Below are 22,602 nucleotides of genomic sequence, written 5' to 3'. Positions count from 1 at the left end.
ACCGAGGTTCACAATCAACAATAAGGAAAAATCATGTTGCCCGAATCAGCCCTTGCCGAAATGTACCCTGTAATCATGACCCCCAGCCATGACGGCAAATATTTCCACAACTACACCCTCTCGCTTCTGAACATCGTCCACACCAACGCCTCGCACGGCCTGCCGCTTCAAATAATGATGCAGCGCGGCGAAAGCCTGATTACGCGCGCACGCAACAACTGCGTGGCCACATTCTTAGAAAACAAAGAATGGACGCATTTATTCTGGATTGACTCCGACATCGGCTTCTCTCCAGATTCATTCTATCGACTGCTTTTGGCCGACAAAGACGTTGTGGCAGGCATTTATCCGCTCAAACGCGAAAATTGGCCTGAAGAAGGCGTTCCGGCCGGCACGACCCAAGCCGACTTCGAGCGCATGTACACTTCTTATACCGTCAACACCAGCGAAAAAAATGAAAACGGTGAAATCGTACTGAAAGTCGATGAAGACGGTTTTATGAAAGTTCATGATGCGCCAACCGGCTTTATGGTTATCAAGCGCAGCGTATTTGAAAAAATGATGGCAGCCTACCCCGAGTTGAACTACATCTCCGACAGTGACTACAACAGAGAAGACAAAGGCCTACACTACCGATTCTTCGACTGCATGGTTGATCCGGAAAGCAAACGCTATCTGTCCGAAGACTACACCTTCTGCCACCTCTGGCGTCAAATCGGCGGCGACGTATACGTCGACGTACAATCCAACCTGACCCATCAAGGCGCAAAAGTGTATCGCGGCTCGTTTGCCGAATCCCTGCAAACCAATATTGCCAATGCCGTATTTGCCCCGAAAGGCACGCCGATGCGCCTCGAACTGGCTGCACCGTTGCACGCCAATCCGCGCGGCGCAGAATAAGATTGGCCGACAGGCAGGCGGGACACTTTAATTCTGCCTGTCTGCCACCATATAACGCCTATCGTTTTCTTTTCAGACGGCCACAAGGCCGTCTGAATCCATCTTATTCAGGAGAAACCATATGAGCGACAACGTCCTGCTCCACTTGGGCGAAGAACCCCGTTTCGACCAAATTAAAACCGAAGACATCAAACCCGCCCTGCAAACCGCCATCGCCGAAGCGCGCGAACAAATCGCCGCCATCAAAGCGCAAACGCATACCGACTGGGCCAACACCGTCGAAAAACTGACCGATATTACCGAACGCGTCGGCCGCATTTGGAGCGTGGTTTCCCATCTCAACTCCGTGGTCGATACGCCCGAGCTGCGTGCCGTATACAACGAATTGATGCCTGAAATCACCATTTTCTTTACCGAAATCGGTCAAGACATCGAGTTGTACAACCGCTTCAAAATCATCAAAAACTCTGCCGAATTCGACACCCTCTCCCCTGCGCAGCAAACCAAACTCAACCACGACTTGCGCGATTTCGTCCTCAGCGGTGCCGAATTACCGCCCGAACAGCAGGCAGAACTGGCGCAACTGCAAACCGAAGGCGCGCAACTGGGTGCTAAATTCGCACAAAACGTCCAAGACGCGACCGACGCTTTCGGCATTTACTTTGACGATGCCGCACCACTTGCCGGCATTCCCGAAGACTCCATCGCCATGTTTGCCGCCGCCGCACAAAGCGAAGGCAAAACAGGCTACAAAATCGGCCTGCAGATTCCGCACTACCTCGCCGTTATCCAATACGCCGACAACCGCGAACTGCGCGAACAAATCTACCGCGCCTACGTTACCCGTGCCAGCGAATTGGCTGACGAAGGCAAATTCGACAACACAGCCAACGTCGAACAAACGCTTGCAAACGCGCTGAAAACCGCCAAACTACTCGGCTTCAAAAACTACGCCGAGCTGTCGCTGGCAACCAAAATGGCGGATACGCCCGAACAGGTTCTGAATTTCCTGCACGACCTTGCTCGCCGCGCCAAACCGTTTGCCGAAAAAGACTTTGCCGAAATCAAAGCCTTTGCGCGCGAGAGCCTGAATATCGAGAATCCGCAATCTTGGGATTTGAGCTACGCCGCCGAAAAACTGCGCCAAGCCAAATACGCCTTCAGCGAAACCGAAGTAAAAAAATACTTCCCTATCAGTAAAGTATTGGCTGGCCTGTTTGCCCAAATCAAAAAACTCTACGGCATCGAGCTGGCTGAAAAAACCGTCCCCGTTTGGCACAAAGACGTGCGCTATTTCGAGCTGAAACAAGACGGCCAAACCATCGGCGGTGTTTACATGGACTTGTACGCACGCGAAGGCAAACGCGGCGGCGCATGGATGGACGGCTACAAAGGCCGCCGCCGTTTCGCCGACGGTACGCTGCAACTGCCGACCGCCTACCTCGTCTGCAACTTCACCCCGCCGGTTGGCGACAAAGAAGCGCGTTTGAGCCACGACGAAATCATCACCCTCTTCCATGAAACCGGCCACGGCCTGCACCACTTGTTGACCCAGGTTGACGAAGTGGGCGTATCCGGCATCAACGGCGTCGAATGGGACGCGGTCGAGCTGCCTAGCCAATTCATGGAAAACTTCGTTTGGGAATACGACGTATTGGTGCAAATGTCCTCGCACGAAGAAACCGGCGCAGTATTACCGAAAGAGCTGTTCGACAAAATGCACGCGGCTAAAAACTTCCAACGCGGTATGTTCCTCGTCCGTCAAATGGAATTTGCCCTCTTCGACATGGAAATCTACCATCAGGAAGATGAAGGCCGTCTGAAAGAATGGCCGCAAATCTTGGACAAAGTGCGTCAAGAAGTCGCCGTGACCCAACCGCCGGCATACAACCGCTTTGCCTTGAGCTTCAGCCATATCTTCGCCGGCGGCTACGCCGCAGGCTATTACAGCTACGCATGGGCGGAAGTTTTGAGTGCAGACGCTTATGCCGCTTTTGAAGAAAGCGACGATGTTGCCGAAACCGGCCGCCGCTTCTGGAAAGAAATACTGGCCGTCGGCGGTTCGCGCAGTGCAGCAGAATCCTTCAAAGCCTTCCGCGGCCGCGAACCAAGCCTGGATGCCCTGCTCCGCCACAGCGGTTTTGACAACGCTGCTTGATTTGAAAATCCGCCGTTTTAATTGCTGATTCAAAGCTAAAGGCCGTCTGAAATGTTTCAGACGGCCTTTTTATAATCCATTCAATATGTTTAGCAAAAAAAATATAAAAATATTCAGCCGATAAAACCACCCAACGCGGAACGCCGCAATGATTGCCAAGCTCAATATTTCCCCCAATGCAGACAAGCCGTCCATAAAAACAGGGCATGTTCCCATGCCCTATCATTTGAATTTCAGACGGCCTTTCGGTTATCAAAACTTATTAGGAACAATGAGTGCGCCCGGCCCCTAACAAGATTTTTGAGAAAAACAGAAGTCCGCATTTCAAACTCCTATCTCCCCCTGCCCAACGCTAAAATTAGTTTTTGCCCTTTTTATCGCCGGTGTCCAAGCGCATATTGATAAATTCCATCATCAAATCTTTTTTCGTCCAGAAAAAGGTTTTCATTTTTTCCAAAGAATAGATTTTCCGAATCATCGCCGGCAATCCTGCGTGAACGATGGCCGCGACTTCGCCATTGGTTGTTTCGTTGTCCATGGCGGCTTTGAGGTTTAGATTGTGCGTATTCAGGTAATTGCTAAGCTCTTTCCTGACGCTGTTGCTGATTTCGAATTGTTTCATGTTTTCCGTCCATAATGTTTTTATAATTAAATAGCATAGGATTCTAACAAGTTTTTTGCATTGTGCATATCCCAACTTGCATATTGTTGCGAAATTTACAATTTGGCTTTTGGGTAAAATCATGCCTGCAACACATTGTTGCGGCGCACTAAATCGGATTGTTTTGACTATTTTGTTTTGGCTCGGGCCGTATTGCGGATAAAATAATGGTTTTAGGTTTTGAGGCCGTCTGAAATGTATTTGTGGTTTAAGCTGCTGCATGTGTTTTTTGTGATTTCTTGGTTTGCCGGACTGTTTTATCTGCCGCGGATTTATGTGAATCTGGCGCAATTAGAGCCCGGCAGCGTGGAATATATACGACTGACGGATATGTCGCGCAGGCTGTACCGCTTTATGTCGCCTTTGGGCTGGGGAACGCTGATATTCGGCGCGGCCATCGGGTTTGTAAACAATTGGTGGGGCAACGGCTGGCTGGCGGTTAAATTATTGTGCGGCTTGCTGCTCTTGGCTTACCAGCTTTATTGCGGCCTGCTGCTGCGCCGTTTTCAAAACGGCAGCAATGTGTATTCGCACCGCTGGTATCGGGTATTCAACGAACTCCCTGTATTGATGATGATGGCCGCGCTTTATATGGTGGTTTTCAAGCCGTTTTGATCTTCAGACGGCCTGTTTGGTAAAAAGGAAAGAATTCATGACGGTCGAAATCGAACGCCGCTTTTTGCTGGCGGATGACAGTTGGCGTGAAGCGGCAAGCGAGCCACTGGTGTTGCAACAGGGCTATTTGAGTGTAGAAAAAGAGCGCACCATCCGTGTGCGGATTATCGGTTCGCAAGCCTGGCTGACCCTGAAAGGCTATATTTCCGACATGACGCGCAGCGAGTTTGAATATGAGATCCCATTGGCTCACGCGCAAGCGATGATGGCGGATATGTGCCCGTTTAAAATGGAAAAATACCGCTATCGGGTCGAATTTGAAGGCTTTGTGTATGAAATCGACGAATATTTCGGCGACAATGCGCCATTGATTGTGGCGGAAATCGAATTGCCGTCTGAAGATACCGAGTTTCCCAAACCGTCTTGGCTGGGCAAGGAAATCACGGCAGACGGTAAATTCACCAATGCGTATTTGAGCAAACATCCGTATTCGTCTTGGACGAAATAACGAGTACAACCCACATACAAAAAAGGCATGTATCGCACATGCCTTTTTTCTTTTCAGACGGCCTGATTTACCTTACCGATATTTGTATCGAGCTGCTTTCGACATATCGTTTCAAATATAGGGCAAGTCCGTGTGTTTTATCAGTTGAACCTTACGCCGGACGGCAGGCAACCATATAGTTGACCTCGGTCGAGTCGCACAAAGAATAACGGCCGCTCAACAAATTGTAGGTCATGCCCTTGCTGCCGACGGTATCCAATCCGGCTTGGCGGCACATGCGAGCGAGTTCTGCCGGCGTGATAAATTTTTTCCAGTCGTGCGTGCCTTTGGGGACGAATTTCAACAGATATTCCGCGCCGACAATCAGATGCAGATAAGATTTGGGATTGCGGTTGATGGTGGAGAAAAACACCATGCCGTCGGGTTTGACCAGTTTCGCGCAGGCTTGAACGATGGCGGACGGATCGGGAACGTGCTCCATCATTTCCATACACGTTACCACGTCAAAGCTGTGCGGCTGCTCGGCGGCGAGGTCTTCGACGCGGATGCAGCGGTAATCAATATTGGCAACATGTTGGCTGGCCGCATGGGCAGCGGCGGTTTGCAGGGATTTTTCCGCCATATCGATGCCGGTCACGTGTTCTGCGCCGCGTTTGGCCATGCTTTCCGACAAAATCCCGCCACCGCAGCCTACATCCAACACGCGTTTGCCTGCCAATCCGGCATAGCCGTCGATATAGTCGAGGCGCAAGGGGTTGATGTCATGCAGGGGCTTGAATTCACCGTTTTTATCCCACCATTTGTCGGCGATTTGGCTGAACTTGGCGATTTCGCCAGCATCTACGTTGTCGTGTTGATTGCTCATGGTTTGCTCCTGCATAAAATAATTCGCCTGATTTTAGCCGATTGTGCTTCAAAATAAAATGTTTCAGACGGCCTTTGCCTGTTTATCGGCCCTATTTTAACTTTCATCCGTCTGCCCATAAAAAACGCACCTTGTTGCAAGGTGCGTTTCAATCGGTATGATTTAGAATTTAGCGCCGGATTCGTTAGCCATGTAGTCAACTGCGGCTTTCACTTCATCATCACTCAAGCTGCCGTTGCCGCCTTTGGCAGGCATGGAATTGAAGCCTTCGAGGGCGTGTTTGTGCAAGGTGTCTTTGCCTTGTTTAATGCGAGGCGCCCAGTCTTCTTTTTTGCCTACGGCAGGAGCACCGGGAATCAAGCCGCTGTGGCATGCTTTACAGTTCGCTTCAAAAACAGCTTTGCCGTCCACTTTGGCGGATTCTGCAGGTTTGGCGTCAGCGGCAGGCGCTTCGGTTTTCTCTTCAGGCTTGGCAGCTTCTTCAGGTTTCGCGGCTTCCTCTGCTTTGCTGGCGGCAGCTTCAACCTTATCGGCGGCCTCTTGAGCGGCAGATGCAGTCGCATCGGCAGCAGAAGCGGCTTCGTTTTTCACTTCAGATGCAACGGCTTGAGCAGCCTCTTGAGTCTCCTGTTTAGCCTCTTGGGAACAAGCTGTCAAACCAGCCATCATCATTACGGCAATCAGTAATTTGTTCATGTTCTGTCTTTCCTTAGTTTTAGTTTAAATCACTGTTTTATATAAACAGCTTAAAAATTCTAGCATAGAAACTAATCCATTCGACTTAGACTATAATAAATATTGGCATAAATCAGATTTTGTCACAAAAACAGGGAAAACATATTGACACCACACCTCTACTCAGATAGAAATCTACGCCCATTTGTCATTTGGCGTGATAATTTTCATTTTATTGTTCAATCAGTTATACTCTTAAATCTTAATGTTTCTTTTTAAATTCAACTTTTTACAAACTTTCCAGATAATACCATAAGCATTAAAACGCTTCTTATCCTAAAAAGGCCGTCTGAACCCCAATCAGATTTCAGACGGCCTTTTTGAATCATGTTAATAAACATTTGCTGCTTGGCCATGCCAAAAGACACCAGCAGGCTTACCTATTTATGTAGTTATCCATATCCCGACTACAATTTAATCCATTGCCGCCATTAGTCTTTTGCCAATGTTTCAGCTTCAGTCCACAATCCCCGCTTCTGCTCTGCCGTCAATTTCTTAATGCCGATTTCCCGTCTCAGCGCTTCACTTTTGCTCAGGCCGTCTGAAACGATGCGCATCTCGACAGGCTTGTTCAAACGCGTGTATTTCGCGCCTTTTCCTGACAAATGCACCGCAAATCGCTCTTGCGGACGGTTGCTGATGCCGCAATAAAACGCGCCGTTTTCGCACAAAATCAGGTAAACGCTCCAATTTTCCGCGTTCATAAATCCCCTTCCTTGGCAAAACTCTCGGTAAAAATGCGCACTGCAGCCTCGGTTTTGGCAGACTGGACGCGGTAAGGCGTCACCAAATAAAGGCTGACCGGCGGCAATGTCCATTCAGGCAAAACCACTTTCAGACGGCCTTGTGCGATTTTCTCCCCCACTTCGCCGCCCACTTGCAAAGACAAACCAAAACCGCTTTCGGTCAGGCCGCGGACGGCAGCAAGATGCGTGCAGGCAATGCTGTCGGCGACGTCGAGGAAATAGCTTTCGCCGCCGTGTTGCAAGGTCGTACGGACAGGCAGGAAGTGCAGCCAGCGGTGGGCATGAAGCTGCGATGGATGGGTAATGGGCGGATGGCGGTCGAGATAATCGGGCGCGGCGCAAATGGTGTACGGCCAGGTAACGAGATGCCGCGCAACAAGGTTGGGATCGTCTAAGGCGCGGTCGCCGCCACGTATGGCGATGTCGGTCTGATTGTGTTGCAGGTCGTCCAAGGTATCGCTGAAATTGAGGACGGGGCGGATTTTTGGGAACTCGGTTTGCAATCTTGCAAACGCCGTCTGAAAAGCGCGAGATTCAATGACCGTGGAAGTCAGGGAAATCCGCAATTCGCCGACGGGTTCGGTTTTGAGGTTGTCGATAACGGTACGCGTATCGGCAAGCATGGCGGCGAGACGACGGCAGTATTCGCCCAAGGCGCGGCCGGCATCGGTAGGCGCAAGGCTGCGCGTGCTGCGGTTTAACAGCTTGATGCCGTGCAGGGTCTCAAGGCGGTTGATGTGCTGGCTGACCGCCGACGGAGTCATGCCCAGCGCGGCCGCAGCGGCGTTCATGCTGCCGTGTTCGAGGACGGTAGCAAAAACAAGCAGGGGTTTGATGTCTTGCATTCTGTTTCGATTGTTTAGTTTAACTTCACAATCATAACAGTAAATTAGGGATTATCAAGCGTTTCAGACGACCTTACAATGCGTTCATCTAATCAATCACACCTCAACAAGGAGTTAAACATGAAAATCGCAGTCATCGGCGTAACAGGTTATGTCGGCAACGCAGTCGTTCAAGAATTGGCAGGCCGCGGTCATGAAGTAACCGCTTTCGCCCGCAACACAGACAAAGTTTTCCAAGCGCAAAATGTTGTCGCTGTCTCCGCAGATGTCAACGCAGCAGATTTTGCCGACAAACTGGCCGGTTTTGATGCCGTGGTCAGCGCCTTCAACCCGGGTTGGAACAATCCCAACATCGGCGCGGATTTCACACGCGGCGCAAACAATATTGTCGAAGCGGCAAAAGCAGCGCAAGTGCCATATCTCTTAATCGTCGGCGGCGCAGGCAGCCTGTATGTGGCACCCGGTTTGCAACTTATCGATACGCCTGACTTCCCGAAAGAAATTTTCGACGGCGCCAATGTCGCACGCCATCTTTTGGCAGAACTCCTGCCGCGCCGTGACGTGAACTGGTCTTTCGTTTCCCCTCCTGCACGACTGGGTGTTACCGGCGGTTTCAGCGAAGACAAAACCGGCAAATACCGCTTGGGCAAAGACGATTTGCTGATGGACGGTGAAATTCCGGCAGGCATCAGCGTGGCCGATTTGGCAGTCGCCATCGCCGACGATGTGGAAAACAAAGCGCATTTGTTTGAACGCTTTACCGTCGCCGCTGTTTAATCGTCTTAATTTAAAGGCCGTCTGAAACCCAAAGTTTCAGACGGCCTTTTGCTATAATACGCACATTAAATTTACCTATACGCGAGTTCTCATGTCCGCAACCCAACCCACCATCGCCGCCATCGCCACCGCACCCGGACGCGGCGGCGTCGGCGTTATCCGTCTTTCCGGCAAAAACCTGCTGCCTTTGGCGCAAACCCTCAGCGGTGGCAAAACGCCCAAACCGCGTACCGCGCTTTACACCGACTTTCTCGGCGGCGACGGGCAGCCGATAGACAACGGCATCCTGCTCTACTTCGCCGCCCCCGCCAGCTTCACCGGCGAAGACGTGATTGAATTGCAGGGACACGGCGGCCCCGTCGTGATGGACATGCTGCTCTCGCGCTGCCTCGAACTGGGTGCGCGCATGGCGGAACCGGGCGAATTTACCAAACGCGCCTTCCTCAACAACAAACTCGACCTTGCCCAAGCCGAAAGCGTCGCCGACCTCATCGACGCCTCCAGCAAGTCCGCCGCGCGCATGGCGTTGCGTTCGCTCAAAGGCGCGTTTTCCCAACACATACACGAGCTGGTGGACGACCTTATTACTTTGCGGATGCTGGTCGAAGCCACGTTAGACTTCCCCGAAGAAGACATCGACTTTCTCGAAGCTGCCGATGCGCGCGGCAAGCTCCAAGCTCTGCAAGGCCGTCTGAAAACCGTACTCGCCAGCGCGGAACAAGGCGCAATTTTGCGCGAAGGCATGGACGTCGTCCTCGTCGGCGCGCCCAACGTCGGCAAATCCAGCCTGCTCAACGCTTTAGCAGGCGACGACATCGCCATCGTAACCGACATCGCCGGCACCACCCGCGACACCGTGCGCGAACAAATCACCCTCGACGGCGTGCCCGTCCACATCATCGACACCGCCGGCCTGCGCGAAACCGACGACGTGGTCGAACAAATCGGCATCGAGCGTAGCCGCAAAGCCGTCTCCGAAGCCGATGTCGCCCTGATTCTGATTGACCCACGCGAAGGCGTGAACGCCAAAACCCAAGCCATTTTGAACAGCCTGCCCGAAGGCCTGAAAAAAATCGAAATCCACAACAAAGCCGACCTGACCGGCGAACCCGTCGCCGTCCGTTCAGACGGCCTCACGCAAACCGGCGCGGAAAGCGTTATCAGCCTGTCTGCCAAAACTGGCGCGGGCCTCGATTTGCTCAAACACGCCCTATTGCAGGAAGTCGGCTGGCAAGGAGAAAGCGAAAGCCTGTTCCTCGCCCGCAGCCGCCACCTCAACGCCCTGCACGAAGCCGAAGCCGAGCTGGAAAACGCCGCCCTCTGCGACAACAACCAAATCGAGCTTTTCGCCGAACACCTGCGCCTCGCCCAAAACGCGTGCAGCGAAATCACCGGCGAATTTACCGCCGACGATTTGCTGGGCGTGATTTTCTCGCGCTTCTGTATCGGCAAATAAAACGGTTTGCCATCAAATACAAAGGCCGTCTGAATGTTCAGACGGCCTTTTTTATCACCAAAACAAGCTTAATTTCACTTGCATTTATTTATTGGCAGCTTCTGCCATATTTTTTGCGATTTTGGTTGCGCCAACTGTCAAACCGGACATGCCGATTAAAGAGGCTGCTGCCAGTTTGATTAAAGTTTTCATTGTTTGTCTCACTTTCTTGTCTGTCGGCCGAAAAACGGCCTAAGTTGCGTTTCCTGAAGTATTGTAATTAATTCGTTTATGATTGAATTATTTGTGTACTACCGTTTCAATATTGTAGGCGACGCCGAGGGCGGAGGCCGGTATCCCCGACATGCCGATTAAATAAGCGGCGGCAAGCGTTATTAAATGTGCCATTTTAAGTAGTCCTTTTTCATAGATACAAAATGTTATTTAACAACATACACATTTTTTCGCCGGCATCTGCGCTGCCGACAGGACGAATCATACCGTGTTAATCGTTAATTAATTCAACTTTTCCGTAAAGATAAAATACTAAAAATATACATAATGAAGATTTTAGTTAATTTATATTTTGTTTTGAAAATGACACCGATGTCTTTCTCAATGACACCGATGTCTTAATTACATACACACTACAAACGTATCTTGCTGCGTCCATAAAATCCCTCCTTTTTTGTTGCAAAACCGCACTCTAAATTAAATATTATTTTAAATTCAAAATATTACAAATTTATCTTTTTCACAGTCCAACTCTTCACTTAGTCAAAATCAATACCTTTAATAGCTTCTTTTAAAGAAAATACGCGTTTCTAGCGCATATCCGACCATAAAATGCGCCGCAAATATATGATATAGTGAAACATTCTGCGTATTGACTATTTCCAGCATGAACAACACCCTAATCCTGACCGGCGCGGCCGCATTTTTTATCGGCGCGCTGTTTGCTTGGCTGATAACACGCTACCAAGCCCAAAGCCGACACTTTATTGTTTTGCAAGAATTGGCCGAAAGCCGCCGCCTGCATGAGTTTGCTGAACAGGTGCAGGCTCAAACTGCGGCGGACTTGGCGCAAAGCCGCCATACCGTGCAAGAATTGCAAGACGAATTGCAGGAGACAGGCAACCGCTTTGCCGCAGCCGAAAAACAGATTGCCTATCTGCAAGATTGCGAGGCCGAAGCCGAAACTTTAAAACACGAATGTGCAAAATGGCAGCAAAGCGCACAAAACCTGCAAATCAACAACGAACGCCTAAACACGCAACTGGTTCAAGAACAGGCATTGAGTGCGGATAAAAATACGCTTTTGCAACAGCAGGAAACCGAAAAAGGCCGTCTGAAACAAGACTACGACACGCTGTTGGAGCAAAACCATGCGCTGCAAGTCCAAAACGAACGCCTCTCCACACAACTGACGCAAGAAAAAGCCAATATCGACGACAAAAACAGCCTTTTACAGCAACAGGAAGCCGAAAAAGGCCGTCTGAAACAAGAATACGCCGCCCTTTTGGAGCAAAACCACGCGCTTCAAGTCCAAAACGAGCGCCTCAACACCCAATCGGAAAAAGACCGTCAGGCTGCCGAAGAAAAGCTGGCCCTGCTGGCAGATGCGCGTAAAAACCTGAGCGACCAGTTCCAAAACCTCGCCAACACTATTCTGGAAGAGAAAAGCCGCCGCTTTACCGAGCAAAACCACGACCATCTCCAGCAACTGCTCAATCCGCTCAACGAACGCATACACGGCTTCAGCGAGCTGGTTCAGCAGACTTATGAAAAAGAAGCCAAAGAACGCCTGACCATCGAAAACGAGCTCAAACGCCTGCAAACGCTCAACACCCAGCTCCACCACGATGCCAAAGCACTGACCACCGCACTGACCGGCACGCAAAACAAAACCCAAGGCAACTGGGGCGAGATGATTTTGGAAAGCGTATTGGAAAATTCCGGCTTGCAAAAAGGTCGCGAATACATCGTCCAAGCTTCCAGCGTCCGCCACGAAGCAGACGGCACCCAACGCCGCCTCCAGCCCGACGTCCTCATCAATCTGCCCGACAACAAACAAATCGTCATCGACTCCAAAGTATCGCTGACCGCCTACGTCCGCTATACGCAAAGCACCGGCGCAGAAGCAGAACGCGAGCTTGCCAACCACGTCGCCAGCATCCGCGCCCACATTAAAAGCTTGGCCACGAAAGATTACACCGACCTTGAGGGCGTCAAAACGTTGGACTTCGTCTTTATGTTCGTCCCTGTCGAACCGGCCTACCTCCTCGCCCTGCAACACGATCCAAACCTCTTCCAAGAGTGTTTCGACAAACGCATCATGCTGACCGGCCCCAGCACCCTGCTCGCCACCCTGCGCACCGTTGCCAATATCTGGCGCAACGAGCAGCAAAACCAAAACGCGCTGGCGATTGCCGAGGCAGGCAGCAAACTCTATGACAAATTTGTCGGCTTTGTCGAAAGCATGGACGGCATCAATAAAGCGCTTGTTCAGGCTCAATCCCAGTTTCAGACGGCCTATGGCCGCTTGGTTTCCGGCAGGGGCAACCTCATCAGCAGCACCGAAAAACTGCGCAAACTGGGCATCAAAGCCGGCAAACAGCTGCAACGCGATTTAGTAGAAAAAGCCGTATTGGAAAACGAAGACCAAGCCGCCTTACCGACCGCACAAGACCAAGAAGATAACTAATAAAATTTAAGACATTGCAAATAAAGGGAATTTAAGCAATGAGCAACATCACCATCGTCCTTGCCGCCGATACCGGCTATGCCGAGCAGATTCATACACTGATGAAATCCATCTGTACCCACAACACAAATGTCGATTTCTACCTCATGCACAATACCTTCAGGCGAGAATGGATCAACTATACCAACCAAAAGTTCGCAGCCAGCGGCAACCGCCTGAATGACGTCAAAATCGAAATCGACTTCAGCCAATATCGCCGCTTGTCCCATATTTCGGATGCTGCATTTTTCCGCCTGATGATGCAGCACCTGCCTGTCGACCGCGCCCTGTATCTCGACAGCGATATGGTGGTGACCCAATCCCTGCATGATTTGTTCAACCTCGATATGCGCGGTTATCCCGTTGCGGCGGTACAAGATTCCGTTTTGGCGCGCATCGAGTGGAAACACCCTATCGACCTGCACACCACACCCTATTTCAATTCAGGCATGCTGTTGGCCGACTTGGTGCAATGGCGGGAACACAATATCGCGGAGTAACTACTAAAAACCGCCGCCTGTCTCAACGAAGCCGTACCCTATGGCGACCAATGTTTCTTAAATACCGTCTTCCGAAACAGCTGGCTGGAATTGAACGAGTCTTGGAACTTCCAAACCGGCGCAGTCGAATATTTCCAAAAACGAAACCTCGGCGAAGTATTCCCCAAACCCGACACTGTTCCACCCGTTATCCACTACACCACACGCGCCAAACCGTGGTTGTGCGATTACAGCGAGATTCCTTTTATCGAAGTCTATTGGCAATACTATTGCGCCGACTGGCCGAAAGCGTAATTTCAGGCAAGGATTTCCGTTCCCTTCAATTATCTTTAAACAACCCATCATCAAAAACAAAAGGCCGTCTGAAATTGTTTCAGACGGCCTTTAAGCCATAAAAAAACAGGCAGAACATTCTGCCTGTTTTGTGTTCAAACCCGACCGTAAAGCAGGCTTTGCACCCACCCTCAGTCGGCGTTCGTTATCCGATTAGATACCGCGCAACAATTCGTTCACGCTGGTTTTCGCACGGGTTTGCGCGTCCACGCGTTTGACGATAACCGCGCAGTAGAGGCTGTGGCTGCCGTCTTTGGAAGGCATGCTGCCGGATACGACAACCGAACCAGCCGGTACGCGGCCTTGATAGATTTCGCCGGTAGTACGGTCAAAGATTTTAGTGGATTGACCGATGAACACGCCCATAGAAATCACACTGCCTTCTTCGACAATCACGCCTTCGACGATTTCAGAACGCGCACCGATAAAGCAGTTGTCTTCAATAATGGTCGGGCTGGCTTGCAGAGGCTCGAGTACGCCACCGATGCCGACGCCGCCGCTCAAGTGCACATTTTTACCGATTTGCGCGCAAGAACCGACAGTCGCCCAAGTATCGACCATCGCACCTTCGTCAACGTATGCGCCGATATTGACATAAGAAGGCATCAACACGACATTTTTCGCCACAAAGCTGCCGCGGCGGGCAACCGCACCCGGAACTGCGCGGAAACCTGCGCTGCGGAATTCGTCTTCAGACCAATCGGCAAATTTAGTCGGCACTTTGTCAAAGTATTTGTTCACACCGTCGTTAAGGATTTCATTGTCCTGAATGCGGAAAGACAGCAATACGGCTTTTTTCGCCCATTCGTTGACTTTCCATTCGCCCACACCCAAACGCTCGGCAACGCGCAGTTTGCCGGAGTCGAGTTGGCGGATGGTTTCCAAAACCGCTTCACGCACTTCCGGGGTAACGGTATTCGGATTGATTTCGGCACGGTTTTCAAAAGCCGTTTCAATGATGTTTTGCAAAGACATGTTGATTCCTTCAAGAGATCAGGGCCGTCTGAAACCTATTCAGGCCACCCTATACAAATATTTAACTCGTTATTTTGCCATGTAAAAGCGATTTCGTCAGCTATTAACATGATTATCGCCGAGCGTTACACGGCCGGATTTTGGCTAAGCCAAGATTTTCAGACGGCCTGTTCAAGTGAATTGAATAGCATTTATTTTTTAACTAATTTTCCAGCTACGATATGCAAGCTACCCATTCTGCCGACACGCCGTGCCGATAAATCAATCTTTACCACCAATCTTTTGCAGAAGATTTTCAACCACCACGCCGCATTCGATATTCCGCTTTAACGGTTTCGCGTTCAAATCCTTCAAGGCCGTCTGAAAGTCGGCAAAATCCATTAACTGCGAACCGAAACGGCGCATATGTTCGGTATCCTGCTGACAATCTATCAGCGCAACGCCCAAATCCGATAAAAACGGGACGGCGCAGGCAAACGCAATCTTTGACGCATCGGGACGCAAGGCAAACATTGACTCGCCATAAAATACGCAGCCGATTTGCACGCCGTAAAACCCGCCTGCCAACTGCATTTCGCCTTGTTCATCCGGCAGCCAACATTCAAACGAATGCGCATGTCCCTGATGGTGCAGCTTCAAATAGGCCGTCTGAAACGCAGGTTCTATCCATGTTCCGTCCTGTTCCGGACGCGGCACATTGGCGCAATGGGCAATCACTTTTTCAAAACAGCGGTTGACCGTTACCCGATACGGCTTATGGCGCAAGGTTTTGGTGAGCGATCGGCCGATATGCAGGTTTTCCGGCACAATCACGGCTCGCGGCGCAACCGCATACCAGAAAAACCAACCGTCGCGGCTAAACCACGGAAAAATCCCCTGCCCATACGCCGACAACAGCCGCCCCGTATCCAAATCGCCGCTGACACCGACCAAGCCGTCGCATTCTGCCAAAGCGTAAGACGGGTCGGGGAAACGATAATCCCGTGGCGCAAGAAAAGGAATCTTCATCGTAAAGCCCATAAAGTTTCAGACGGCCTCAAGCTAAAAATGCCCAAGGCCGTCTGAAAAATCAACACACAAACTGCTTAACGTTTGGTTTTGGTTTGGCAATCGCCGCATACGCCGTACATATACAGCGCGTGGTCGACAATGCGGTAGCCGTTTTCTTCGGCGATTTTGTCTTGCAGCGCTTCGATTTCCGGATTGTGGAATTCGGTTACTTCGCCGCATTTCACGCAGACGATGTGGTCGTGGTGGTCGCCTTTGTCCAATTCGTAAACCGCTTTGCCGGTTTCAAAATGGTGGCGTTGCAAAATGCCGGCCTGTTCAAACTGGGTCAGCACGCGGTAAATCGTCGCCACGCCGATTTCCACGCCCTCTTCCAACAGGATACGGTACACATCTTCCGCACTCAAATGCTCCTCGGCATGAGTCTCGAACAAGTCCAAAATTTTCAAACGTGGACCAGTAACTTTCAAACCGCTATCTTTCAATTGCGCAATGTTGCTGAATTTTTCCATAATATTCAATATCCCTGTAAGGTAATAACCGTTATAATACGCACTTTCCGCCCGTTTGCCCACTATTGGGCCGTTAAAGGGCGGCAATCTGCCGCCGGTCTTGCAATTGAAAATCGGCGAAAAGAAAAATTAAGAAGATGATTATCGTTTGCTTTTTAAAAATATTCAAGCGATGATAAACATCTTTCCCGAAATGACACAGAAAGGTAAGCCCGTGAATAAAGCCTTATGCCTTGCCATCGCCGCTATTTTAGGTCTGGCCTCATGCAGTGCCGAGCGCGTATCCAACTTTCCATCCTACAAACTCAAAATCATTCAAGGTAACGAGCTCAATCCCCGCGCCGTGGTTTCCCTGCGCCAAGGTATGACCCGCGACCAAGTCCAACTGCTGCTCGGTACGCCGCTCCTGCGCGACGCCTTCCATGCCGACCGCTGGGATTACACTTTCAACACCAGCCGCAACGGCATCATCAAAGAACAAAGCAACCTGACCCTGTACTTTGAAAACGACGTCCTCGCACGCGCCGAAGGCGATGCCATTCAAAAATCCATCGAAGCCGTTCAAGCCGGACAAAACGTCGTTCCGACTACCGAAACCAACGCGAAATAAGGAAGCCCCATGAGCGCATTAAAAATCGCCATTGCCGGCGTCAACGGCCGCATGGGTCGCGTTTTGGTTGAAGCGGTCAATAACCATCCCGATGCCGTCCTCTCCGGCGCACTGGAGCATTCCGGTTCGGAAGTATTGGGTTTGGATGCAGGCTTCGCCTCCGGCCTCAAAACCGGCGTTGCCATTTCAGACGACGTGGATGCCGTACTGGCTCAAAGCGATGTCCTCATCGACTTTACCCGTCCCGAGCCAACCCTGAAACACCTGCAAAAATGCGTGGGAAAAGGCGTCAACATCATCATCGGCACCACCGGTTTTGACGACGCAGGCAAAGCCGCCATCCAAGCCGCAGGCGAAAAAATAGGCGTCGTCTTCGCAGCCAACTTCAGCGTCGGCGTCAACCTGACCTTCCATATCCTCGACACCGTTGCCCGCGTGTTAAACGAAGGCTACGACATCGAAATCATCGAAGGCCACCACCGCCACAAAGTCGACGCCCCAAGCGGCACCGCGTTACGCATGGGTGAAGTCATTGCCGACGCACTCGGCCGCGACCTCAAAGAATGCGCCGTTTACGGCCGCGAAGGCCACACCGGCCCACGCGATCCGTCCACCATCGGTTTTGCCACCGTCCGCGCAGGCGACATCGTCGGCGACCACACCGCCCTCTTCGCCACCGACGGCGAGCGCGTGGAAATCACCCACAAAGCCAGCAGCCGCATGACTTTTGCCGCCGGTGCCGTACGCGCCGCAGTTTGGGCAAACGGCAAAAAAGGCCTGTACGATATGCAAGACGTATTGGGTTTGAAAAACCGATAAACCCGCATCATCAGGTTTCATACCTTACAAGGCCGTCTGAAAGCACAACGTCGATTTTCAGACGGCCTTATTAAAAAGAAAGTCCCACCATGTCCTATCAACAAATCACCATCAACGTCAACGATGCCGTCGCCGAACGCCTTGCCGACGCGCTGATGGAACACGGTGCATTGTCCGCCGCCATTGAAGATGCCTACGCCGGTACAGAAAACGAGCAGGCCATTTTCGGCGAGCCGGGCATGCCGACCGAGCAAATCTGGCAACAAAGCAAAGTCATCGCCCTTTTCGGCGAAAGCGACGACGCCGCTTCCATTATCAAAGCCGCCGCGCAGGAATGCGGTTTGAACGATTTGAAATACACCGGCGAAATCCTTGAAGATCAAGACTGGGTACGCCTGACCCAAGCGCAATTCGACCCGATTCAAATTTCCGACCGCCTGTGGATTACCCCGTCTTGGCACGAAGCGCCCAACGGCAACGCCGTCAACCTGCAACTCGACCCTGGCCTTGCCTTCGGCACCGGCAGCCATCCGACCACACGCCTCTGCCTCAAATGGCTCGACACGCAACTCAAAGGCGGCGAAAGCGTATTGGACTACGGCTGCGGCTCCGGCATTTTGGCCATTGCCGCCCTCAAACTCGGCGCAGGCTCCGCTATCGGCGTAGATATTGACGAACAAGCCATCCGCGCCAGCAAAGACAATGCCGCGCAAAACAACGTCGACGCGCAGTTCTACCTGCCGGACGGCCTGCCGCAAGGTCAATTTGATGTCGTTGTCGCCAACATTCTGGCCAACCCGCTGCGTATGCTCGGCGAAATGCTTGCCGCGCGTACCAAACAAGGCGGCCGCATTGTCTTGTCCGGCCTTTTGGACGAACAAGTCGAAGAACTCAGCGGCATTTACAGCCAATGGTTCGACATCGAGCCTGCCGAAATCGAAGAAGGCTGGGCGCGATTGAGCGGCGTCAAACGCTAAACCTGTTTTCCGATACAAAGGCCGTCTGAAATTTAATCTTTCAGACGGCCTTTTTGCACTTAAAACGCTGAATAATCCAGCAAAATCAGGTATAATTGCCTATTATTTTGACCTTTCGGAACACATCCGCCGCGCCCGTTTGACATTTCATTGCGCGCACGGAAAAATTCCTTGAAATTCAGCAAGAAAAGACCATGACTGACCAAAAACACGAAGAATACGGCGCCGACAGCATACAAGTGCTGGAAGGCTTGGAAGCGGTACGCAAACGCCCCGGTATGTATATCGGCGACACGCAGGACGGCAGCGGCCTGCACCACATGGTGTTCGAGGTGCTCGACAACGCCATTGACGAAGCGCTCGCCGGACATTGCAACAAAATCACCGTAACCATCCATGCCGACAATTCCGTCAGCGTGGCCGACAACGGCCGCGGCATGCCGACCGGCATCCACCCGAAAGAAGGTCGCTCCGCCGCCGAAGTCATCATGACCGTCTTGCACGCAGGCGGCAAATTCGACAACAACAGCTACAAAATCTCCGGCGGTCTGCACGGTGTGGGCGTATCCGTCGTCAACGCACTGTCCGACTGGGTGACGCTGACCATCTACCGCGACGGTAAAGAACACTTCGTCCGTTTCGTACGCGGCGAAGCCGAAGAGCCGTTGAAGGTTGTCGGCGATTCCGACAAAAAAGGCACAACCGTACGCTTCCTCGCCAGTAGCGAAACCTTCGGCAACGTCGAATACAGCTTCGACACCCTTGCCAAACGTATCCGCGAACTTTCCTTCCTGAATAACGGCGTAGACATCGAGCTGATCGACGAACGCGACGGCAGACACGAAAGCTTCGCCCTCTCTGGCGGCGTGGCCGGCTTCGTGCAATACATGAACCGCAAAAAAACGCCGCTGCACGAAAAAATCTTCTACGCGTTCGGCGAAAAAGACGGCATGAGCGTCGAATGCGCGATGCAATGGAACGACAGCTACCAAGAAAGCGTGCAATGTTTCACCAACAACATTCCGCAACGCGACGGCGGCACCCATCTGACCGCGCTGCGCCAAGTGATGACCCGCACCATCAACAACTATATCGAAGCCAACGAAGTGGCCAAAAAAGCCAAAGTGGAAACCGCCGGCGACGATATGCGCGAAGGTTTGACCTGCGTGTTGTCCGTCAAACTGCCCGACCCGAAATTCTCATCGCAAACCAAAGACAAACTGGTTTCCAGCGAAATCGGCCCCGTCGTCAACGAAGTCATCAACCAAGCACTGACCGACTTCCTTGAAGAAAACCCGACCGAAGCCAAAATCATCACCAGCAAAATCGTCGATGCTGCGCGCGCGCGCGAAGCCGCCCGCAAAGCACGCGAAATTACCCGCCGCAAAGGCGTGATGGACGGTTTGGGCCTGCCGGGCAAACTTGCCGACTGCCAAGAAAAAGACCCTGCCCTGTCCGAACTCTACCTCGTCGAGGGCGACTCCGCAGGCGGTTCCGCCATGCAGGGCCGCGACCGCAAATTCCAGGCGATTTTGCCGCTCAAAGGTAAAATTTTGAACGTCGAAAAAGCACGTTTTGAAAAAATGCTGGCCAGCCAAGAAGTCGCCACGCTGATTACCGCTCTAGGCGCAGGCATCGGCAAAGAAGAATTCAACGCCGAAAAACTGCGCTACCACCGCATCATCATCATGACCGATGCCGACGTGGACGGCGCGCACATCCGCACCCTGCTCCTGACCTTCTTCTACCGCCAAATGCCCGAGCTGGTCGAACGCGGCTACATCTACATTGCCCAGCCGCCTTTGTACAAAGCCAAATACGGCAAACAAGAGCGCTATCTCAAAGACGAATTGGAAAAAGACCAATGGCTGCTCGGTTTGGCCTTGGAAAAAGCCAAAATCGTTTCAGACGGCCGCACCATAGAAGGCGAAGAGCTTGCCAATACCGCCAAACAATTCCTGTTGGCCAAAACCGTCATCGAGCAAGAAAGCCGCATCATTGACGAACTCGTCCTGCATGCCATGCTGCACGCTTCGCCGGTCGACCTCAGCACGGCAGAAAGCGCAGACCGCGCCGTTGCCGAATTGAGCGGCCTCTTGGACGAAAAAGAAGTCGCGCTCGAACGTATCGAAGGACACGAAGGACACCAGTTCATCAAAATCACTCGCAAGCTGCACGGCAATGTGATGGTGAGCTACCTTGAGCCTAAGTTCCTCAACAGCAAAGCCTACCAAACCCTTACCCAAACCGCCGCCGCACTTAAAGGCATGGTCGGCAAAGGGGCGAAGCTCTACAAAGGCGACAACGAATACGACATCGACAGCTTTGAAGGCGCTTTGGACATCTTGATGAGCGTTGCCCAAAAAGGCATGTCCATCCAACGATACAAAGGCTTGGGCGAGATGAATCCGGAACAACTTTGGGAAACCACGATGGATCCTACCGTCCGCCGTCTCCTGAAAGTCCGCATCGAAGACGCCATCGCCGCCGACGAAGTGTTCGTAACTCTGATGGGCGACGAAGTCGAACCGCGCCGCGCCTTCATTGAAAACAACGCCCTGCTGGCACAAAACATCGACGCCTAAGCATGGGGATATAAAAGGCCGTCTGAAAAACGATTTTCAGACGGCCTTTTTGTTTTTGTGCTTTATTTCTTACAACTCAAATTCCAACAACTTCGCGCGTTTGCTTTAATCATTTATTTTAATTCGCATATTTTAATAGAGCGTTCCAACTGATTCAGATTCGGGATAACCCAAATAACCGGTTTAAAACGCTCCAGTCCGCTTCCGATTTATTCCGCTTTCCCCAAAATCATCGCATCGCCATAGCTGAAAAAGCGGTATTCCTGCTCCACCGCATGGCGGTAAACGTTGCGGATATGCTCCATGCCCGAAAACGCGCTGACGAGCATCAGCAAGGTTGATTTGGGCAGGTGGAAGTTGGTAATCAATCGGTCGGCAACATTGAAGCGGTAGCCCGGCGTAATGAAAATATCGGTATCGCCGCGACCGGCTTTCAGACGGCCTGTTTCGCGTGCGGCGGATTCTAAGGCGCGCATGGAGGTTGTGCCCACTGCCCACACTTTATTGCCACGCGCTTTGGCGGCTTCGACGGCGGCAACGGTTTCTGCAGGTACGTCAAACCACTCGCTGTGCATTTTGTGCTCTTCAATTTTATCGACGCGCACGGGTTGGAATGTGCCGGCACCAACGTGCAGGGTCACTTCTGCGGTTTCTACGCCTTTGGCTTTCAGACGGCCCAATAACTCATCGGTAAAGTGCAAACCCGCCGTCGGCGCGGCTACTGCGCCTTGATATTTGGCGTACACGGTCTGATAGCGGCTGTCGTCTTCATCATCGGCCGCGCGTTCGATATAAGGCGGCAAGGGCAGATGGCCGTTTTGCTCCAAAAGTTCATAAACGGTTTGCCCGCCTTCAAATTTCAGGCAAAACAATTCTTCCGCACGCTCCATCATGACGGCGTGGATATCGCCTTCAAAAATCAATTTCGTACCCGGTTTCGGCGATTTGGACGAACGGATATGAGCCAATGCGGTATGCGCGTCCAATACCCGCTCAATCAGGGCTTCGATTTTGCCGCCGCTGGCTTTTTGGCCGAACAGGCGCGCCTTCATCACTTTGGTATTGTTAAACACCAGCACATCGCCCGGTGCGACATAATCGGGTAAATCGCCGAAATGTTTGTCTTCAATCGGCAATGTAGGCAAGGCAACCAAAAGCCTGCTGCTGCCGCGCACTTCCGGAGGATGCTGGGCAATCAGTTTTTCGGGCAATTCAAAATCAAAATCGGAAATATCCATTGTCGTGCATACTTAAAAAAACAGGCGCCATTATACGCGCAAAGTTGGTTTTCAGAC

The 22,602-nt window shown here is 51.7% G+C and carries 21 protein-coding genes and 1 pseudogene; 13 read left to right on the top strand and 9 right to left on the bottom strand.

From position 1 onward, the window contains the following. Positions 1-33 precede the first annotated feature (33 nt). From FAH66_RS10355 to FAH66_RS10860, 3 genes are all read left to right on the top strand, one after another. The gene (locus FAH66_RS10355) at positions 34-900 is read left to right on the top strand and encodes a hypothetical protein (protein ID WP_070631203.1); all 867 of its coding nucleotides are present in this window, start codon (positions 34-36) and stop codon (positions 898-900) included. Between the two features lie 121 nt (positions 901-1,021). Further along, entirely contained in the window at positions 1,022-3,058 is a 2,037-nt protein-coding gene (locus tag FAH66_RS10350; RefSeq protein WP_137041521.1) for a M3 family metallopeptidase, read from the top strand. A 148-nt stretch (positions 3,059-3,206) separates the two neighbouring features. Further along, positions 3,207-3,350, top strand: a complete 144-nt coding sequence (locus FAH66_RS10860) for a hypothetical protein (protein WP_167480339.1) — start codon at positions 3,207-3,209, stop codon at positions 3,348-3,350. 66 nt (positions 3,351-3,416) lie between these two features. Here the strand turns inward: FAH66_RS10860 and FAH66_RS10345 are convergent, their stop codons facing one another. Further along, positions 3,417-3,680 carry a hypothetical protein gene (locus FAH66_RS10345; protein WP_137041520.1) on the bottom strand — a complete coding sequence of 88 codons (264 nt, stop codon included), beginning with the start codon at positions 3,678-3,680 and terminating at the stop codon, positions 3,417-3,419. Between the two features lie 234 nt (positions 3,681-3,914). Here FAH66_RS10345 and FAH66_RS10340 point away from each other — a divergent pair, with 234 nt between their 5' ends. After that, positions 3,915-4,334 carry a CopD family protein gene (locus FAH66_RS10340; RefSeq protein WP_137041519.1) on the top strand — a complete coding sequence of 140 codons (420 nt, stop codon included), beginning with the start codon at positions 3,915-3,917 and terminating at the stop codon, positions 4,332-4,334. Positions 4,335-4,371: 37 nt separating this feature from the next. After that, on the top strand, positions 4,372-4,842 hold the full coding sequence (locus FAH66_RS10335; RefSeq protein ID WP_137041518.1) for a CYTH domain-containing protein: 471 nt from the start codon (positions 4,372-4,374) through the stop codon (positions 4,840-4,842). A 151-nt stretch (positions 4,843-4,993) separates the two neighbouring features. On the opposite strand, the gene ubiG is transcribed toward FAH66_RS10335, so the two are convergent. From ubiG to FAH66_RS10315, 4 genes are all read right to left on the bottom strand, one after another. Then, positions 4,994-5,707: a bifunctional 2-polyprenyl-6-hydroxyphenol methylase/3-demethylubiquinol 3-O-methyltransferase UbiG gene (ubiG, locus tag FAH66_RS10330; protein WP_199900968.1), complete on the bottom strand. Its 714-nt coding sequence runs from the start codon at positions 5,705-5,707 to the stop codon at positions 4,994-4,996. A gap of 162 nt (positions 5,708-5,869) precedes the next feature. After that, on the bottom strand, positions 5,870-6,403 hold the full coding sequence (locus tag FAH66_RS10325; RefSeq protein ID WP_137041517.1) for a c-type cytochrome: 534 nt from the start codon (positions 6,401-6,403) through the stop codon (positions 5,870-5,872). Positions 6,404-6,873: 470 nt separating this feature from the next. Further along, positions 6,874-7,146: a GIY-YIG nuclease family protein gene (locus tag FAH66_RS10320; RefSeq protein WP_137041516.1), complete on the bottom strand. Its 273-nt coding sequence runs from the start codon at positions 7,144-7,146 to the stop codon at positions 6,874-6,876. Beyond that, positions 7,143-8,033 (bottom strand): LysR family transcriptional regulator, encoded by an 891-nt coding sequence (locus FAH66_RS10315; RefSeq protein WP_137041515.1) that lies wholly within the window; start codon positions 8,031-8,033, stop codon positions 7,143-7,145. Before FAH66_RS10315 ends, FAH66_RS10320 begins: the two co-directional genes overlap by 4 nt. A gap of 120 nt (positions 8,034-8,153) precedes the next feature. Between FAH66_RS10315 and FAH66_RS10310 the strand changes: the two genes are divergently transcribed. The 4 genes and pseudogenes from FAH66_RS10310 (at position 8,154) to FAH66_RS10295 (ending at position 13,782) form a co-directional block, all read left to right on the top strand. After that, positions 8,154-8,810 (top strand): NAD(P)-dependent oxidoreductase, encoded by a 657-nt coding sequence (locus FAH66_RS10310; RefSeq protein ID WP_137041514.1) that lies wholly within the window; start codon positions 8,154-8,156, stop codon positions 8,808-8,810. Positions 8,811-8,901: 91 nt separating this feature from the next. Beyond that, positions 8,902-10,266, top strand: coding sequence for a tRNA uridine-5-carboxymethylaminomethyl(34) synthesis GTPase MnmE (gene mnmE / locus FAH66_RS10305; protein ID WP_137041513.1), 1,365 nt, complete (start codon positions 8,902-8,904; stop codon positions 10,264-10,266). 880 nt (positions 10,267-11,146) lie between these two features. Next, the gene (locus FAH66_RS10300; protein WP_137041512.1) at positions 11,147-12,949 is read left to right on the top strand and encodes a DNA recombination protein RmuC; all 1,803 of its coding nucleotides are present in this window, start codon (positions 11,147-11,149) and stop codon (positions 12,947-12,949) included. Positions 12,950-12,987: 38 nt separating this feature from the next. Further along, positions 12,988-13,782: pseudogene (locus tag FAH66_RS10295) on the top strand (glycosyltransferase family 8 protein). Between the two features lie 192 nt (positions 13,783-13,974). Here FAH66_RS10295 and dapD read toward each other — a convergent pair. The 3 genes from dapD to fur form a co-directional block, all read right to left on the bottom strand. Continuing rightward, positions 13,975-14,796: a 2,3,4,5-tetrahydropyridine-2,6-dicarboxylate N-succinyltransferase gene (gene dapD, locus FAH66_RS10290; RefSeq protein WP_003684212.1), complete on the bottom strand. Its 822-nt coding sequence runs from the start codon at positions 14,794-14,796 to the stop codon at positions 13,975-13,977. Between the two features lie 261 nt (positions 14,797-15,057). Continuing rightward, positions 15,058-15,804 (bottom strand): leucyl/phenylalanyl-tRNA--protein transferase, encoded by a 747-nt coding sequence (aat, locus tag FAH66_RS10285; protein WP_137041511.1) that lies wholly within the window; start codon positions 15,802-15,804, stop codon positions 15,058-15,060. Positions 15,805-15,881: 77 nt separating this feature from the next. Continuing rightward, a complete protein-coding gene (fur, locus tag FAH66_RS10280) occupies positions 15,882-16,379 on the bottom strand; it encodes a ferric iron uptake transcriptional regulator (RefSeq protein ID WP_079453813.1) in 498 nt (165 codons plus the stop codon). 151 nt (positions 16,380-16,530) lie between these two features. Here fur and FAH66_RS10275 point away from each other — a divergent pair, with 151 nt between their 5' ends. The 4 genes from FAH66_RS10275 (at position 16,531) to gyrB (ending at position 21,307) form a co-directional block, all read left to right on the top strand. Beyond that, positions 16,531-16,926 (top strand): outer membrane protein assembly factor BamE, encoded by a 396-nt coding sequence (locus tag FAH66_RS10275; RefSeq protein WP_039862532.1) that lies wholly within the window; start codon positions 16,531-16,533, stop codon positions 16,924-16,926. A gap of 9 nt (positions 16,927-16,935) precedes the next feature. Beyond that, the gene (gene dapB, locus FAH66_RS10270) at positions 16,936-17,745 is read left to right on the top strand and encodes a 4-hydroxy-tetrahydrodipicolinate reductase (protein WP_137041510.1); all 810 of its coding nucleotides are present in this window, start codon (positions 16,936-16,938) and stop codon (positions 17,743-17,745) included. An 89-nt stretch (positions 17,746-17,834) separates the two neighbouring features. Beyond that, positions 17,835-18,722 (top strand): 50S ribosomal protein L11 methyltransferase, encoded by an 888-nt coding sequence (gene prmA, locus FAH66_RS10265; protein ID WP_137041509.1) that lies wholly within the window; start codon positions 17,835-17,837, stop codon positions 18,720-18,722. A 194-nt stretch (positions 18,723-18,916) separates the two neighbouring features. After that, entirely contained in the window at positions 18,917-21,307 is a 2,391-nt protein-coding gene (gene gyrB, locus FAH66_RS10260; protein ID WP_137041508.1) for a DNA topoisomerase (ATP-hydrolyzing) subunit B, read from the top strand. Positions 21,308-21,516: 209 nt separating this feature from the next. Here gyrB and queA read toward each other — a convergent pair whose 3' ends face one another. Beyond that, entirely contained in the window at positions 21,517-22,545 is a 1,029-nt protein-coding gene (gene queA / locus FAH66_RS10255; RefSeq protein WP_137041507.1) for a tRNA preQ1(34) S-adenosylmethionine ribosyltransferase-isomerase QueA, read from the bottom strand. Between the last annotated feature and the right edge of the window lie 57 nt (positions 22,546-22,602).

This window comes from Neisseria subflava, from assembly GCF_005221305.1.
GTDB classification, from domain to species: Bacteria; Pseudomonadota; Gammaproteobacteria; order Burkholderiales; family Neisseriaceae; genus Neisseria; species Neisseria subflava.
The sequence above is the reverse complement of the archived record's forward strand: the minus strand, read 5'-3'. Positions and strand labels throughout refer to the sequence as shown.

What these genes read in the sequence shown, in the direction of transcription:
- FAH66_RS10355 (WP_070631203.1), top strand. Translation starts at nt 34, where the DNA reads ATGTTGCCCGAATCAGCCCTTGCCGAAATGTACCCTGTAATCATGACC.
- FAH66_RS10350 (WP_137041521.1), top strand. Translation starts at nt 1,022, where the DNA reads ATGAGCGACAACGTCCTGCTCCACTTGGGCGAAGAACCCCGTTTCGAC.
- FAH66_RS10860 (WP_167480339.1), top strand. Translation starts at nt 3,207, where the DNA reads ATGATTGCCAAGCTCAATATTTCCCCCAATGCAGACAAGCCGTCCATA.
- FAH66_RS10345 (WP_137041520.1), bottom strand. Translation starts at nt 3,680, where the DNA reads ATGAAACAATTCGAAATCAGCAACAGCGTCAGGAAAGAGCTTAGCAAT.
- FAH66_RS10340 (WP_137041519.1), top strand. Translation starts at nt 3,915, where the DNA reads ATGTATTTGTGGTTTAAGCTGCTGCATGTGTTTTTTGTGATTTCTTGG.
- FAH66_RS10335 (WP_137041518.1), top strand. Translation starts at nt 4,372, where the DNA reads ATGACGGTCGAAATCGAACGCCGCTTTTTGCTGGCGGATGACAGTTGG.
- ubiG (WP_199900968.1), bottom strand. Translation starts at nt 5,707, where the DNA reads ATGAGCAATCAACACGACAACGTAGATGCTGGCGAAATCGCCAAGTTC.
- FAH66_RS10325 (WP_137041517.1), bottom strand. Translation starts at nt 6,403, where the DNA reads ATGAACAAATTACTGATTGCCGTAATGATGATGGCTGGTTTGACAGCT.
- FAH66_RS10320 (WP_137041516.1), bottom strand. Translation starts at nt 7,146, where the DNA reads ATGAACGCGGAAAATTGGAGCGTTTACCTGATTTTGTGCGAAAACGGC.
- FAH66_RS10315 (WP_137041515.1), bottom strand. Translation starts at nt 8,033, where the DNA reads ATGCAAGACATCAAACCCCTGCTTGTTTTTGCTACCGTCCTCGAACAC.
- FAH66_RS10310 (WP_137041514.1), top strand. Translation starts at nt 8,154, where the DNA reads ATGAAAATCGCAGTCATCGGCGTAACAGGTTATGTCGGCAACGCAGTC.
- mnmE (WP_137041513.1), top strand. Translation starts at nt 8,902, where the DNA reads ATGTCCGCAACCCAACCCACCATCGCCGCCATCGCCACCGCACCCGGA.
- FAH66_RS10300 (WP_137041512.1), top strand. Translation starts at nt 11,147, where the DNA reads ATGAACAACACCCTAATCCTGACCGGCGCGGCCGCATTTTTTATCGGC.
- dapD (WP_003684212.1), bottom strand. Translation starts at nt 14,796, where the DNA reads ATGTCTTTGCAAAACATCATTGAAACGGCTTTTGAAAACCGTGCCGAA.
- aat (WP_137041511.1), bottom strand. Translation starts at nt 15,804, where the DNA reads ATGAAGATTCCTTTTCTTGCGCCACGGGATTATCGTTTCCCCGACCCG.
- dapB (WP_137041510.1), top strand. Translation starts at nt 16,936, where the DNA reads ATGAGCGCATTAAAAATCGCCATTGCCGGCGTCAACGGCCGCATGGGT.
- prmA (WP_137041509.1), top strand. Translation starts at nt 17,835, where the DNA reads ATGTCCTATCAACAAATCACCATCAACGTCAACGATGCCGTCGCCGAA.
- gyrB (WP_137041508.1), top strand. Translation starts at nt 18,917, where the DNA reads ATGACTGACCAAAAACACGAAGAATACGGCGCCGACAGCATACAAGTG.
- queA (WP_137041507.1), bottom strand. Translation starts at nt 22,545, where the DNA reads ATGGATATTTCCGATTTTGATTTTGAATTGCCCGAAAAACTGATTGCC.